Annotated in this window: 16 protein-coding genes, 1 tRNA gene and 1 pseudogene; 14 read left to right on the plus strand and 4 right to left on the minus strand. The window is 69.3% G+C overall.

Annotated elements, in window-relative coordinates; translation table 11 throughout:
- Nucleotides 1-561 precede the first annotated feature (561 nt).
- Nucleotides 562-981 (minus strand): DUF6578 domain-containing protein, encoded by a 420-nt coding sequence (locus ACIPUC_RS22415; RefSeq protein ID WP_446591619.1) that lies wholly within the window; start codon nt 979-981, stop codon nt 562-564.
- A 597-nt stretch (nt 982-1578) separates the two neighbouring features.
- Between ACIPUC_RS22415 and ACIPUC_RS22420 the strand changes: the two genes are divergently transcribed.
- Nucleotides 1579-2496, plus strand: coding sequence for a nuclease-related domain-containing protein (locus tag ACIPUC_RS22420; protein WP_446591620.1), 918 nt, complete (start codon nt 1579-1581; stop codon nt 2494-2496).
- On the opposite strand, the gene ACIPUC_RS22425 is transcribed toward ACIPUC_RS22420, so the two are convergent.
- Nucleotides 2469-3152: a YdcF family protein gene (locus ACIPUC_RS22425; protein ID WP_446591622.1), complete on the minus strand. Its 684-nt coding sequence runs from the start codon at nt 3150-3152 to the stop codon at nt 2469-2471. The genes ACIPUC_RS22420 and ACIPUC_RS22425 overlap by 28 nt on opposite strands.
- Nucleotides 3149-3943, minus strand: a complete 795-nt coding sequence (locus ACIPUC_RS22430; RefSeq protein WP_446591623.1) for a GntR family transcriptional regulator — start codon at nt 3941-3943, stop codon at nt 3149-3151. Before ACIPUC_RS22430 ends, ACIPUC_RS22425 begins: the two co-directional genes overlap by 4 nt.
- 158 nt (nt 3944-4101) lie before the next feature.
- On the opposite strand from ACIPUC_RS22430, the gene ACIPUC_RS22435 reads away from it, so the two are divergent.
- The 11 genes and pseudogenes from ACIPUC_RS22435 to ACIPUC_RS22485 all read left to right on the plus strand — a co-directional run bounded on the left by ACIPUC_RS22435 (nt 4102) and on the right by ACIPUC_RS22485 (nt 11065).
- The gene (locus ACIPUC_RS22435; RefSeq protein ID WP_446591625.1) at nt 4102-4431 is read left to right on the plus strand and encodes an SCO3933 family regulatory protein; all 330 of its coding nucleotides are present in this window, start codon (nt 4102-4104) and stop codon (nt 4429-4431) included.
- A 2-nt stretch (nt 4432-4433) separates the two neighbouring features.
- Entirely contained in the window at nt 4434-5783 is a 1350-nt protein-coding gene (locus ACIPUC_RS22440) for an FtsK/SpoIIIE domain-containing protein (RefSeq protein ID WP_446591626.1), read from the plus strand.
- Nucleotides 5784-5894: 111 nt separating this feature from the next.
- The gene (locus ACIPUC_RS22445) at nt 5895-6560 is read left to right on the plus strand and encodes a DUF2637 domain-containing protein (protein ID WP_446591627.1); all 666 of its coding nucleotides are present in this window, start codon (nt 5895-5897) and stop codon (nt 6558-6560) included.
- A gap of 19 nt (nt 6561-6579) precedes the next feature.
- Nucleotides 6580-6768 carry a mobile element transfer protein gene (locus ACIPUC_RS22450; RefSeq protein ID WP_392064169.1) on the plus strand — a complete coding sequence of 63 codons (189 nt, stop codon included), beginning with the start codon at nt 6580-6582 and terminating at the stop codon, nt 6766-6768.
- Between the two features lie 20 nt (nt 6769-6788).
- Nucleotides 6789-6944: a hypothetical protein gene (locus ACIPUC_RS22455; RefSeq protein WP_446591629.1), complete on the plus strand. Its 156-nt coding sequence runs from the start codon at nt 6789-6791 to the stop codon at nt 6942-6944.
- A 12-nt stretch (nt 6945-6956) separates the two neighbouring features.
- Complete coding sequence (locus ACIPUC_RS22460; protein ID WP_446591630.1) at nt 6957-7289, plus strand: SpdD-like protein; 333 nt, start codon at nt 6957-6959, stop codon at nt 7287-7289.
- Between the two features lie 5 nt (nt 7290-7294).
- Complete coding sequence (locus tag ACIPUC_RS22465) at nt 7295-7837, plus strand: GGDEF domain-containing protein (RefSeq protein WP_446591888.1); 543 nt, start codon at nt 7295-7297, stop codon at nt 7835-7837.
- 94 nt (nt 7838-7931) lie between these two features.
- Nucleotides 7932-8111, plus strand: a complete 180-nt coding sequence (locus ACIPUC_RS22470; RefSeq protein ID WP_446591631.1) for a hypothetical protein — start codon at nt 7932-7934, stop codon at nt 8109-8111.
- Nucleotides 8112-8115: 4 nt separating this feature from the next.
- Nucleotides 8116-9510: pseudogene (gene repSA, locus ACIPUC_RS22475) on the plus strand (replication initiator protein RepSA).
- Between the two features lie 11 nt (nt 9511-9521).
- Complete coding sequence (locus ACIPUC_RS22480; RefSeq protein WP_138903323.1) at nt 9522-9695, plus strand: helix-turn-helix transcriptional regulator; 174 nt, start codon at nt 9522-9524, stop codon at nt 9693-9695.
- Entirely contained in the window at nt 9692-11065 is a 1374-nt protein-coding gene (locus ACIPUC_RS22485; protein WP_446591632.1) for a tyrosine-type recombinase/integrase, read from the plus strand. Before ACIPUC_RS22480 ends, ACIPUC_RS22485 begins: the two co-directional genes overlap by 4 nt.
- A 217-nt stretch (nt 11066-11282) precedes the next feature.
- On the opposite strand, the gene ACIPUC_RS22490 is transcribed toward ACIPUC_RS22485, so the two are convergent.
- A tRNA-Arg gene (locus ACIPUC_RS22490) sits at nt 11283-11354 on the minus strand.
- Nucleotides 11355-11454: 100 nt separating this feature from the next.
- Here ACIPUC_RS22490 and ACIPUC_RS22495 point away from each other — a divergent pair.
- Together ACIPUC_RS22495 and nrtL are read left to right on the plus strand one after the other, a co-directional pair.
- On the plus strand, nt 11455-11934 hold the full coding sequence (locus tag ACIPUC_RS22495) for a response regulator (protein ID WP_446591890.1): 480 nt from the start codon (nt 11455-11457) through the stop codon (nt 11932-11934).
- Nucleotides 11935-12143: 209 nt separating this feature from the next.
- Complete coding sequence (gene nrtL, locus ACIPUC_RS22500) at nt 12144-13115, plus strand: ArgS-related anticodon-binding protein NrtL (protein ID WP_446591633.1); 972 nt, start codon at nt 12144-12146, stop codon at nt 13113-13115.
- Nucleotides 13116-13121: the final 6 nt, after the last annotated feature.

Raw genomic sequence — 13121 nt, forward strand, 5'->3', positions numbered from 1 at the left:
ATGCCGGGTGACGTCGTATTTGAGCTCCGTCATGTGGAGCCGGATGTGCAGCTTGACTTCGCTATCTCGACCACACACAGGGAGGAACCCATCAGCAGTAAGTCGGCTGCGAGGGAGCGGGCTGCTGCGGAGGGTTGGGCTCTGGAGGAGAGCGGGGACGCCTGGGAGAGCTTGCCGGAAGCCTGATGCTGCCGGCGGGGAAGGGCGCTAAGCGATGCTGGCCGTGGAGGTCTTGAAAACCGTCGTGGCGCGAGTCACCGTGGGTTCAAATCCCACACCCACCGCAGATGAACGACCCCTGACCAGCAAGAACGGTCAGGGGTCGTTCGTGTGAGCATTGTCCGCTGGCGACCACCGTTCCCCGCTGCTTCCCCTCTGATCGGGCACGGGAAGGGCACGGCCACCTCTGATCCGTAGCTCTACAGAGACTGGCCATTGGAGGTCAAACGGGCTGTGGGACAGCCTGTGAGGGTCGGCGTAGGGCGCTGCCGGATGCAGGGGTTGCTGTACGTCGCTGCTGTACAGCAACAGGCTGGCTCGAAGGCTGTCCCACCAGCTTCCTCATTGACCACGGGTGGCCGTGCCTTTCGGTACATCTGCGGCACGCCGGGCGGTCACCAAATAGCCCACGAAGCGGACGTCTGGCCGGGCCTCCGCCCACCCGTCCGCTTCCTCAGCCGGAACCAGTACGGCTGTGCCTGGCACAGGGTAGTAGTGGTTGGCCGTGCTGCCCGGGGGCACCTCGTACTGGCAGTGGACCTCGGCGATCGTCAGCACCTCCAACCAGGTGGCTGCGCACCCCTGATCCTGGCCGTGATGCTCCTCGCGAAAGTCGATCCCACTCGCTCGTTGGCTACCGACGATGTCGACGTAGTCCTCCGGATCGACCTGAAGCAGGTTCCACGAGACAACATCCCCTGTCGCGAAGCTCTGCCCGCAGCACTGAATCTGCCAGTCATCGACCCAAACTGTCACCGTCATGCTGCCATTGTCCGCCGGGTGACCTGCAGTCATCAGGGGCCTTGTGGATGATCTACGACACCCGCATGAAGGCCCTATTCCCGCGCGTGACGCATAGGCTGCCGTGGCCTCGCTCCCCAGCCCGCCACTCACCCCAACTCCCATCCCGTCTGCCGTCGGCCCACACGCATGTGGAGCGGACGCCCGGTGCCGTGTCTGCTCGGCTTGTCCTGGGCCGACGGTAGACGGGATGGGAGTTCCCCGCCCCAGCCATCCACGGCCGGCACCCGCGTACGGAGCCCCCGCCATCCCGGAGCCTGAGGCCCCCGCCGGAGGCATGTCGGTGAGAGATGGAACCGTGGCCGTTGGGGCTCGACTCATGCCCTTGGGCCTATCCCAGCCGTAGGGGCGGGCGTCGGCGCAGCGCGCGCGGAGCGGGCCGAAGGCAGGAGCGTCGCGCGGAGCGGAGCCGGGAAGCCCGCCCGGCGGAGCGGAGCGCAGCCGGGTGCTTGATGAGGTAGAGAAACCTGTAACAGCTCGCTTTGCGCCTGGCGGTCTTGCCGACCTAGCCGCCAGCTGCTGGCATGTGTGTGGGGACGGCATGCAGGGGGGCTGCTGATGAGCGAACTCACGGTGAATCCGTGGAAGAGGCATGGCAAGGATCGGCTGTACGTGAACCTCCCGGACGGAACGACGGTCGCCTGGGCGGATCGAGCGACGAAGACCGTGACGATCAAGGTCCGGAAGTACCAAGACGATGCGCTGGCACTGTTGCGACGTCACCTTGGCGACGACGGCCTTACCGTGGCCTCCACGCCTACGCACCCTCGTGAACCACGCCCAATACCGCCTCCTCGGCCGCCCACTCATGCCGTCCCGAGGCAACCGACCAGGAAGCCGACACCCCTTCCGCCCCTCTCTCCCAGCGTGGACCTAGCCAGGAACCGCCCCGGTGCCAGTCTTCTTGGGCTTATCGCCGAACGCGGGCCGTCAACGGCTCAGCGTCTGAAGGCGAAGTTGCTGCGGCAGAGCTCGGACTGGGATAGCTGGTACGCCGGCCTTGAAGGAGAGCGGAAGGTGGGACGCGAGCTGGGGCGCCTGTCTCCGCTCGGTTGGAAGGTCCTCCACGGGATCCCGAAGAGCAACGGCGGCGACATCGACCACCTACTCATCGGTCCCGGCGGAGTGTTCAGCGTCAACACCAAGAACCATCAGGGTGCCTCGGCCTGGGTCGGCGACTCGATGGCCAAAGTCAATGGCGGTCCGCCCCATCCGTACGCGGCTGCGAGCAAGACCGAGGCCGACTACGTACGGAAGGTGCTGGAGCACTACTGCGGCTTTGACTTACCCGTCGAACCGGTCCTGGTTTTCGTCGGTGTCGCGTCCCTGCATCGTGCAGCGACGCAGTACACCGTTCGCGTCGCTCAGGAGCGGGATGTGGCAGCTCTCGGACCGATCACAGGCAAGCTCACCGTGGAACAGGTAGAGAGCGTGTACGCCGTTGCCCGTCACCGCCGTGCGTGGCTACGTGCCTGACCGGGCTCTTCCGGCAGGAGCCTACTGGTGAAGCCCTGACGGCACAGTCGCTCGTACGCGTCCAGCACCTCACCCGGCACCTTCTGGCTGATCATGAAGCCCTGGTCCGGGTAGATCAGCAGGCGTTGCAGCGCACCCACGAGCATGTCGACCACCAGGCGGGTGTCTCCAATCGAGTCCACGTACTCATCCAGCGTCATCGGGCTGGAGGCGCTGACGATCTCGACTTCGGGCCACAGCTGGCGCGCGGTGGCGTAGGCGCGACGTTCCTCGTACGGCTTACTGATCAGCAGTACCGAGGACACGGTTACGCCAGCCTCTTGGAGTACTTCCCGGCTGAAGCGGATGTTCTCGCCTGTGTTCCGCGCACGCGGTTCCACAAGGATGGCTGAGCTGGGCACCCCGAGCTCAAGCGCTCGCTCCTGGTAGTGGACGGCCTCGCCGCGGGGCATCCGCTCCTGTGTTGTCGGGCTGGTGGCGCCGCTGAACACGAGCACCGGAGCCATGCCGCGCCGGTACAGGTCGACCGCGGCGTCGGCCACCCCCAGATCATGACTGCCCAGCCCGATGGCAACGGAGCACGGCCGGGGCTCGTGACCCATCTGGTGGTACTCCCACAGGCGCCGCGTGTCGGACCAATCCTGCGTCGTGATCACTCCTGGCCTTCCCTGTCCTTCGCCGAGTCCGGCACCTGGAAGTCGTACTCCCAGGCGAAGCGCGAGGCAGCGTGCACCCCGATAGCGAATTCGACCACTGTGCCGGATGCCGTGTAGGTGGTCCGGTGCAGTTCCACGACTGGCTCTCCGGGCGGCAGCTGGAGGAGTCTTACCTCGTCCGGGGAGGGCGTACGAGCGAAGAGGCGCTCCTTCATGTGGTCGATCTCGTACCCCGCGTCGTAGAGCACCCGGAACCCGCCTCCTCGGCCGGCCGGGCCGGGGGTCGGATCCACCAGGCGGGTGCCTTCCACGTGCTCGCACCGGTAGTAGCTGGTCAGGGTGTGCGTCGGCTGATCGCCCTCTTTCACGAGCCGTGCGCGGGCGTAGACCGGGGCACCCGTTTCAAGGCCGTGTGCGGCTGCCACGTCGGAGGGTGCTTCGACAAGGCTGACCGACTGGGTCTGCTCGTTGCGGCGGTAGGCCCTGCCTGACGCCACGCGGTCCGCGATGAAGGCCACCTCGTCCCCGTCGCGCCACTTGGCCTTGTCATACCGGGCGATGCCGAGCCGCTTGAGGGGCACCTGTTCACGCACGACGGTGCCGTGCCCTCGGGATGAGGTGACCAGACCTTCCGCTTCCAGCGCCTTGTAGGCGGCGTGGACGGTGGCCTTGGAGCCCTCGCCAGCCTCGACCAGGTCTCTGATGTGCGGCAACTGCTGGCCCGGCGCGTAGTCACCTCGTCTGATCTGTTCAGCCAGCTTGTCTGCCAGCTCCCGCCACTTGGGCGCCATCGCGAACCCCTCTCTACTGGAACTAGTCAAACACAGTCCTAGGACTGTTGACAGTCCTAGGACTACGCGCCACTATCTCTTCAAGCGCTCGCAGTCCTAGGACAGCGAGCCTTGGAGGCCCTTCTTGGGCTGCCCCAACAACTCAGGGAGAAGTACTGATGCCGTCGTTCAAGGTAGACACGTCGACCGCTGTGGTGTTCGTGGCCACGGCTCCGACCCCGAAGCTTGTGAGCAAGCAGACCGGTGAGCGTGCGATGGACCGCGAGACCGGTGCTGGCCTGTCCACGGTGGGCCTGCTGATCTCGGATGAGGGGGAGGGCAACCTCTACCAGGTGACCGTCCCGGAGACGGGTCTCCCCGACGGGCTGGTGCCGGGTATGCCGGTGTCGGTGATCGGGCTGAAGGCGCGGGACTGGGAGAACACGTTCAACGGCCAGACCCGGCACGGCATCTCGTTCCGCGCCGTCGCCCTCACGGCCGGGGCCTGATCATGGCCGATCTGACGACCTTATGGGAGGTCGGCCTTCCCCTGGCCGGTGTAGGCGGTGGTCTCGGATTCGCGAAGCACCGTGCCCCGCGCCTCTTCTGGTCTGTGGCGGGTCTGCCCGCGGCCTGTGTGCGGTTCGCGGTGTCCTACCGGGCCACGATGGACGTGTGCGGGCTGACGGTGCAGCCGTCCCGCCTTCGGGCGTTCCTGGTCCGCAACGTCGCCCGCCGCAGTGACGTACAGCCTGTTCCGCCGAAGGTTCGCGGGTTGCGGGGTTCCTCGACCGGGATGCGGGTCACCTTGCGTCTGCCGGCCGGGCTGGAGCCCTCCGACGTGATCGCGGCCTCGGAGCGGCTGCGCCATGCCTGGGGCGTCCACTCCGTCCGCGTCATCGAGACCAAGCCCGGGTTCGTAGAGCTGCGGATGACCGGTTACGACGTACTGCGCCGGGTGAAGATGCCGCGTCGGCGGCCGACCGGTCAGATGGTGGTCCCGGTCGCGCTCCGGGACGATGGCACCGCGTTCGTCCGGGACTATGTAAAGGTTCCTCACGCGCTGACGCTCGGCGCCAACCAGTCGGGCAAGACGATGTACCTGCGCAACCTGATCGCCGGGCTCGCCCGGCTGAAGGTCGCCCTCGTCGGGATCGACTGCAAGCGGGGAGTCGAACAGCGCCGGTACGCCCCGCGGCTCTCGGCGCTCGCCGTCACGCCGGAGGAGGCATCCGGCCTCCTGGACGCGCTCGTGGACGAGATGGAAAGCCGCTTCGACCTGCTGAGCGAATACGGGGCCGCCGATCTGTGGGCCCTGCCCGAAGAGGTCCGGCCGGTGCCCATCGTGCTGCTCGTCGACGAGGTCGCCGAGCTGTTCCTCGTGGCCGTGAAGAAGGACGAGGAACGCCGGGACCGGATGGTCATGCAGATGATCCGCCTCGGACAGATGGCCCGCGCCGCCGGCATCTACCTGGAAATCTGCGGCCAGCGCTTCGGCTCCGAACTCGGCAAGGGCGCCACCACGCTCCGCGCCCAGCTCACCGGACGCGTCGTCCACCGCGTCAACGACAAGCAGACTGCCGACATGGGTCTCGGCGACATCGCCCCGGACGCGGTCGTCGCCGTGACGACGATCCCGCCCGACAAGCCCGGGGTAGCGGTGGCCGGTGACTCATCCGGCGGCTGGTCCCGCATCCGCACCCCCGAGCTGAGCGCCGAGGAAGCCGCCGCAACCTGCGCCCAGTTCGCGCACCTGACCCCGGCGCTTCCCGCCCTTGCCCCGTACCGGCCGGTGATCCCGACTGTGGCCCCGGCCGCCGGGTCCGTTCCGCTCGTGAAGCCGGTCCCGGCCGCGGACTAGCAGTCCTCTCCCCTTGGGCGCGACCGTCTCGCACCAGGTCCCTACCCGACCCATGCCCGAACCGGTGCCGGAAGACAGCTCGGCACCGGCCCCCTTGGAAGGAGGTGACCCGTGTCCCGCACCCTCCGCCTCGACGCCGTGCTCGTCCAGGCCGTCATCGCCGGTGCCCTGTCCTTCGCCCACCTGCACGACCTGGCAGCGGCTGCAGGACAGGACGGCTGGAAGGCGTGGGCCTACCCGGTCAGCGTCGACCTGCTCCTGGTCGCCGCATGGCGCCGGATGCGCACAGACGCGGATAACCGCGACGCCTGGCTCTGGTTCGCCATCGCCCTCGTCGCGTCGCTCGGCGCCAACGTCGCCACCGCCGGACTGCTCGACCTGAACAACGTCCCGCCCTGGCTGCGCATCCTCGTCGCTGGCTGGCCCGCGCTCGCCTTCCTCGGCGGCACGCTGCTGGCCCACGCTCCCGCCCCAGCGCGGGAGCCGGAACCCACGGACCAGCCCGAGGTCGAGCCCGCCCCTGACGTGACCGTGGAGCGCGCCCCGGAACCGGCTCCCGAGCTACCGCCGGCCGAACCCGCTCCGCAGTCTGCACCCCCGGAGCCTGCTCCGGACCGGCCCGCCGTGCCGGTCCCGCCCGCTCTGCTCGACCACGCCCAGAAGATCGCGGACGCCCACCAGGCACAGACCGGTTCCCCGATCGACTCGGCAACTCTGCGCAGCCGCCTCGGCGTCCCGCCCGCGCTGGCGGACGCCATCGCCGTCCAACTCGCCTGACAGGAAGGGAGACAGACCAATGCGCCCGAACCGCTTCTACCAGGTCATCCGCTTCGGCCCCGTGACGGTCGGCAGCTACAGCGATGGCCGCGGCCGCACCCTGCACACCGCTGTGTGCACCGCCCCCGGCTGCGACTTCTCCGCCGATTACCGCAGTCGCGCCGCCGCCGAACTCGCTGCCCGGACCCACCGCTGCAACCCGCGCTGATCACAAAGGAGACCCGCGTCATGGACGTACCGCTCTGGCTCGCCCTGATCGTCGTCGGCTTCCTCGGCTACAAACTCATCCGCCCGCCGCTGTGGCTCGTGGCTGTGCTCCTCATCGGCGGCTACCTCCTCGCCGACAGCTTCCTCGCCCCGCTCATCGACCCGATCACCAAGTAGGGAGAGCCCGCCATGCTCCGACCCCGCATCCCGGTCAACCCGCTCCCGACCGGCATCGTCACCCCGCTCGTACAGCCCTGCGGCGTCGAACACACCCGTGAGTCCGCGCCGATCGCCCGCGACCACCACGACTCGGCCGCGGCGCCCATCGCCCCGGCCCGCACCACGGTCCAGCTCACCCCCGGCAGCGTGGTCGCCCTCGCCGCCGGCGGTGGAGCCGTCGTCCTCGTCGTCGGCGCTGTCCTCGTCTCGATGCTCCTGGCGGTTGCCATCACCGGTCTCTCCGTGGCCGTGATCGCGGTGGTCCTGCGGCTGCTGGTCAAGGACCTTCAGAGGAGCCGGTGACCGAGATGGACACGCATGTCATCGCTGCGGGCTTACCGGCCCTGGGCTGGGCCCTGCACGGCGGAATGCTTTGGCACCGCCTGTCCACCGCCCGCCGCGACCCCCTGACCGGTCTCCACACCCGCGCAGGTTGGACCGCCCGCGCCGAACGCCTCATCGCCAGGCACCCGGCCGCGTTCGTGCTCCTGGTCGACCTGGACGACTTCAAGGCCATCAACGACACCCACGGCCACGCCGCCGGAGACGCCGTCCTCACCGCCACGGCACAACGGCTGAGTAGCTGGTGCGGACGCCACGGGATCGCCGCCCGCCTCGGCGGAGACGAGTTCGCCGCCGTCATCACCAACCTCGGCGCCGCCAGCCTCTTCGACCTCTGGTCCGCGCTGGACACCCCGGTCACACACAACGAACACGTCGTGCCGGTCTCCGCGTCGGTCGGCAGTTGCAGCCTCGACGCCCTGCCGGTCCCGACCCTCACCGATGCCCTGTCCGCCGCCGACGCAGAGATGTACGCGGCCAAGGGCCACGGCAGGCGCAACACACGCTGAGCGGCCCCCGGGGCGGCCTCGGTCGCCAAACTTCCGCCACCCCGGGCGCCTGGACCCCCTCCTGATCCAACGGACCCGAAAGGGAAGCCTCATCATGCCCCAGCACGCCCAGCCCAAGCCCGTCTGCCGCGACTGCGACGGCTTCGCCACCGCCACGATCACCACCGGCACCCGGACCCCCGAGGGCGCCCGCACCACCATCCGCGTCCACTGCCACGCCTGCCGAGGACTCGGCCACACCGTCCCCGCCGTCCTCGTTCGGATCGGCAGGTGAGCACGTGACTGACGCCGCCACCATGGCGGGCCTGGACCCGGCCACCCTGAGCGACTTGCTCCGGGTGGCCGGGGCCCCCGGCTTCGACCGCCTCCACGAACAGATCCGCCGCACCGGCGGATGTGCCGCCCCGATCCGCCTCTCCGGCGGCACCAAGCTCCTCGACCCGGCCACCCGGACCGTGCTCCACGCCTACAACACCGACACCGAACCCGGCGGCGTCCTCCGCGTCGCCTGCGGCAACCGCCGGGCCTCCCGCTGCCCCGCCTGCGCCTGGACGTACGCCGGCGACACCTACCACCTGATCCGCGCCGGACTCGTCGGCGCACCCGACAAGGGCACCCCCGAGACAATCCGCGATCACCCCCGCGTCTTCGCCACCCTTACCGCCCCGTCCTTCGGCCCGGTCCACAACCGCCCCGGCCCCCGACCCTGCCGCTGCGGCATCGGGCACCCCGAGGACGCGCCCGAACTGGGCACCCCACTCAACCCCGACTCCTACGACTACGCGGGCGCCGTGCTGTGGAACAACCACGCCTCCGAGCTGTGGCGCTACTTCACGATCTACCTCCGCCGAGAGATCGCCCGCCGCGCCGGCCTGACGCAGAAGGCCGCCCGCGAACAGTCCCGCGTCTCCTTCGGCAAGGTCGCGGAGTACCAGAAGCGCGGGGCTGTGCACTTCCACGCCGTGATCCGCTTCGACGGACCGGACGGGCCTGACAGCCCGCCGCCCGCGTGGGCCACCCTCGACCTGCTCACTGACGCCATCCGGGCCGCTGCCGCCCGCGTCCGCGTCGTCGTGCCGGCCAACACGGAGCACGGCTTCGAAGAGGATTGGGTGCTCGAGTGGGGCGAGCAGATCGACGTGCAGCCCATCGGCGCCTTCGGAGACGGGGAGGAACTGACGGAGTAGGCGGTCGCCTCCTACGTCGCCAAGTACGCCACCAAGGCCGCCGAGACCACCGGCACCGTGGACCACCCGGTGGGCAACAAGGAAGCGCTCATCCTCCTCGGCGTGCCCGATCATCCCCGGCGGCTCATGGAAGCCTGCATGGACCTCGACGCTGCCTATCCGGACCGGAGACTGAGGGCCTGGGCTCACATGCTCGGCTTCCGCGGCCACTTCTCCACCAAGTCCCGCCGCTACTCGACCACCCTCGGCGCCTTACGCCAGGTCCGAGCGGACTACCGCGCCGCACAGCAGCGCGCCTCGCTCGGCTTGCCCGACCCCGACGACCACCCGGAGGGCACCCTCCTGGTCGTTGCCCACTGGGCCTACGCCGGCCACGGCCACACACCCGGCGAATCCTGGCTCGCCGCCAACATCCACCGCGACATGCAGCTCAATCGTCAGACCGCCCGCGAAGCCTTGCTCGATTTGGAAGGAGATGTGACGTGAAGGACGAGCTGATGACCACGGCCGAGGTCCTTTCCGAGCTGAAGGGGATCTCGCGGCGCACCTTCTACCGGTGGCGTGAACTCGGCAAGGCTCCTAAGGCGCTCACGCTGCCGAATGGTGAGTTGAGGGTGTGGCGGTCCGACTTTCAGGCTTGGCTGCGATCGCGGGAAGGGGCGGCCGCGTGAAGTCGACGGACGTGAGGGTGTGGTCCATCCGCGTGAAGCCCGGGAAACGTCCCTCGTATCAAGTGCGCTGGAAGGTCGCCGGGCAGCTCTTTTCTGAGACGCGAAAGACGAAGGCGCTCGCTGACAGCTTTCGGTCGAAGCTGCTCCGGGCCACGCGCGACGGGGAGGAATTCGACACGGCATCCGGCCTCCCGGACTCCATGGCGGAGCGAACGGCCAGCCTGAGCTGGTACAGCTTCGCGCTGAGGTACCTCGCGATGAAGTGGCCTCATGCAGCACCCAACACCCGGGACGGCATCAACGAGTCGTTGACCTCCGTGACCCTCGCACTTCTGGATGAGCGCCCTGGCCGACCCGCGGATGCCCTCCTGAGGAAGGCCCTCCGTAGCTGGGCTTTCGTCCTGCCTGGACCGGATGAGCGCGACCTGCCGGACGAGATCGCCAACGCGTTGCATTGGGTCGGCAAGGCCTCCCGCCCGCTTGTGGATCTAGCCGATCCCGTTGTGGGAAGGGCCGTGCTCGATTCCTTGAAGATCAAATTGGATGGCACTGCGGCAGCGGCGGAGACGGTTCACCGAAAGCGGCGGACCTTGGTCAACTCCATGCACTACGCCGTCGACCTCGGTGAGTTCCAGGAAAACCCGCTGTCCGCGGTCCGGTGGCAGAAGCCGAAGGTCGCCAATGACGTAGATCCGCGGGTGGTGGCAAATCCTGAGCAGGCGCGTTCCCTGCTCTGCGCGGTCTCCTACGTCGGCGGCTATCGAAGGGCTCGTGGGCGGCGCCTGGTCGGGCTTTTCGCGGGCATGTACTTCGGGGGCTTCCGGCCGGCCGAAGCGGTGGGCCTGGCCCTTCCGGATCTCACGCTCCCGTCCGCCGGGTGGGGTGAGGCGGTGCTGCACCGCTCCCGGCCAAGCGTCGGCAAGCAGTGGACCGATTCCGGCGAGAGCCACGACGACCGCGGGCTGAAGAATCGGCCTGCCGAGGAGGTCCGCCGGGTGCCGATTCCGCCGCAGCTGGTTGCCGTGCTGCGGGATCACGTGGACACCTTCGGGACTGCCGACGACGGGCGGCTCTTCTACAGCGAGGGCGGGGGAGTGGTGTCGTCGTCCACCTACTACCGGGCCTGGCAGGAGGCCCGGGTCCTCGCCCTGCCGCCGGCCGCGGTCGCTTCACCGCTGGCCCACCGGCCGTACGACCTGAGGCACTCGGCGCTGTCCACGTGGCTGAACGCCGGTGTAGATCCAACTGAGGTCGCCGCACGGGCGGGCAACAGCGTGGAGGTCCTGCTGGGTCGGTACGCGAAGTGTCTCGACGGTCGGCAGGAGGTCGGCAACCGCCGTATCGAGGAGCTGCTCCGCGAGTACGAGTGAGAGCGGCGGAGCTGCTGCGGTCCAAGGCCCCTGGGTGAATCCCGGGGGCCTTCGCATTGCTGGGGCTGACCTGCAAGATTCCGGCGGGGGCTGGGCCGCGAATAGGCCGCAGCGGCTGTCATACGGGTGCACAGGGCGGCAGTTGGCTGCGCATACGCGAAGACCCCGTTCTCAGCGTTCTCGCTGATGGCGGGGTCTTTGGGCACTTCCTGCGAAGTGCCCCCGGCAGGATTCGAACCTGCGCACACGGCTCCGGAGGCCGTTGCTCTATCCCCTGAGCTACGGGGGCGTGTCGTTCGCTGTGCGGCGACGGGTTGAACACTACCAGCTTCCGCGGGGTGATCAGGAACCCGTTTGCGGGGGAGGAGGAGGTGGGTCGCCCGGAGGGGGTGGAAGTGGCGAAAACCCGGACGCGGGGGGTTGGGCGGACCTACTCTCGAGTTGTGCCAGGCGTCTCGGGCCGGGTGCTTGTTGTCGACGACAACAAGGTCATCCGGCAGCTGATCAAGGTCAATCTCGAGCTGGAGGGCTTCGAGGTCGTGACCGCGAACGATGGTGCCGAGTGCCTGGACGTCGTGCACCGCGTGTGTCCTGATGTGATCACGCTCGACGTGGTCATGCCCCGGCTGGACGGGTTCGGGACCGCCGCGCAGTTGCGGGCCGACCCGCGGACCAGTGCGGTGCCCGTCGCGATCGTGAGTGCCTGTACGCAGCACGAGGTCGAGTCGGGGATCGCGGCCGGGGTCGATGCCTTCGTCGCCAAGCCCTTCGAGCCCGCCGAGCTGGTACGGGTCGTACGGCGGCTGGTCGAGGGGAAGGACCGGCGCGACGGGAGGAAAGGGGCCCCCGCCGGGCGGGGGAGGGGATGACCCGGGGGATGACCCGGGGGATGAGCCGCGGGAGGATCCGCGGGAGGATCCGCGGGTGGATGACCACCGCTCGCCGCTCTGCTTCCGTATGTCTGCCGTGCCTCGTCCACGCGTCTTCTGCGTGCCGCCGGTAGGTCTTCGGCGCCGGCTCATTTCACATGGCGAAACCCTTCGCGGGGCGGGCCGCCGTCTCGCCTAGGCTGGGTCTCGTGAATCCCGCCGATCTTCCCGATGCCGTCGTGCGCGCCGTGCGCTGCGCCGTCGAGGACGGGGAGCTGGGCGCGGACGCGGTCGTGCCCGGGCGGGTCGTCGTGGAGCGGACCCGGCCCGGCGGGGTGGGGGACTACGCCACCCCGGTTGCCTTTCAGGTCGCCAAGAGTGCCGGGTGCACGCCGCGCGATGTGGCGGACGTACTGGCACGCCGGCTCGGCGCGGAGCCGGGGATCGAGCGCGTCGAGGTCACCGGGGCGGGGTTCGTCTGTTGCGTCTTGGCCCCTCTGTCCGCGCCGCTGGTGATCCGGGACCTGGGGCGCGTGCTCCTGCCCTCCGGGTCCGTGGGCGCCGGGGCATCCGGGGTGCGTGAGCGCGTCGTCCACGAGGCCGTCCTGCGGCTCGCGCCCTTCGTCCCCGCCTCGTCCTCCGCCGACCTCACCCCCGTCACCCCCGTCGCCCCCGTCGCCCCCGTCGCCCCCGTCGCCAAGCGCGACGGCGACGTCGTGGCCCGTTTCGGGGCCGACGCCGCCCGCTGGGCGATGCTCTCGGTGCCGGTCCGGGAGACCCCCGTGTTCTCCGACGTGCTCCTGATCCAGGGCGAGGCCAGCGAGTTCTTCCGGGTGCGCTATGCCCGGGCGCGGGCCTGTGCGCTGCGCAGCAACGCCGCCCGGCTCGGGTTCGGCGCCGAGCCCGGGGACGTGACCGACGCCCCCGACCTGCTGCGCGTCCTCGCCGAGCACCGGCTCGTCCTCGAAGCCGCCGCGCACCACCGGGCGCCCGAGCGGCTCACCCGGCACCTCGTCGAGCTGGCGGACGCGCTGCTCGGCTTCCAGTACCGCGTACTGCCCCACGGAGACGAGAAACCCTCGGCCGCCCACCGCGCCCGGCTGGCTGTTGCCGAAGCCGCCGGGACGGTGCTGGCCGGCGGCCTGGCCCTCCTCGGCATTGACGCACCTGAACGCCTGTGACCTGCG

The organism is Streptomyces sp. LARHCF249 (genome assembly GCF_052871255.1).

Excerpts from the sequence above, each read along its gene's own strand:
- ACIPUC_RS22415 (WP_446591619.1), bottom strand. The coding sequence starts at position 981 with ATGACGGTGACAGTTTGGGTCGATGACTGGCAGATTCAGTGCTGCGGG.
- ACIPUC_RS22420 (WP_446591620.1), top strand. The coding sequence starts at position 1,579 with ATGAGCGAACTCACGGTGAATCCGTGGAAGAGGCATGGCAAGGATCGG.
- ACIPUC_RS22430 (WP_446591623.1), bottom strand. The coding sequence starts at position 3,943 with ATGGCGCCCAAGTGGCGGGAGCTGGCAGACAAGCTGGCTGAACAGATC.
- ACIPUC_RS22435 (WP_446591625.1), top strand. The coding sequence starts at position 4,102 with ATGCCGTCGTTCAAGGTAGACACGTCGACCGCTGTGGTGTTCGTGGCC.
- ACIPUC_RS22440 (WP_446591626.1), top strand. The coding sequence starts at position 4,434 with ATGGCCGATCTGACGACCTTATGGGAGGTCGGCCTTCCCCTGGCCGGT.
- ACIPUC_RS22450 (WP_392064169.1), top strand. The coding sequence starts at position 6,580 with ATGCGCCCGAACCGCTTCTACCAGGTCATCCGCTTCGGCCCCGTGACG.
- ACIPUC_RS22455 (WP_446591629.1), top strand. The coding sequence starts at position 6,789 with ATGGACGTACCGCTCTGGCTCGCCCTGATCGTCGTCGGCTTCCTCGGC.
- ACIPUC_RS22460 (WP_446591630.1), top strand. The coding sequence starts at position 6,957 with ATGCTCCGACCCCGCATCCCGGTCAACCCGCTCCCGACCGGCATCGTC.
- ACIPUC_RS22465 (WP_446591888.1), top strand. The coding sequence starts at position 7,295 with ATGGACACGCATGTCATCGCTGCGGGCTTACCGGCCCTGGGCTGGGCC.
- ACIPUC_RS22470 (WP_446591631.1), top strand. The coding sequence starts at position 7,932 with ATGCCCCAGCACGCCCAGCCCAAGCCCGTCTGCCGCGACTGCGACGGC.
- ACIPUC_RS22480 (WP_138903323.1), top strand. The coding sequence starts at position 9,522 with ATGACCACGGCCGAGGTCCTTTCCGAGCTGAAGGGGATCTCGCGGCGC.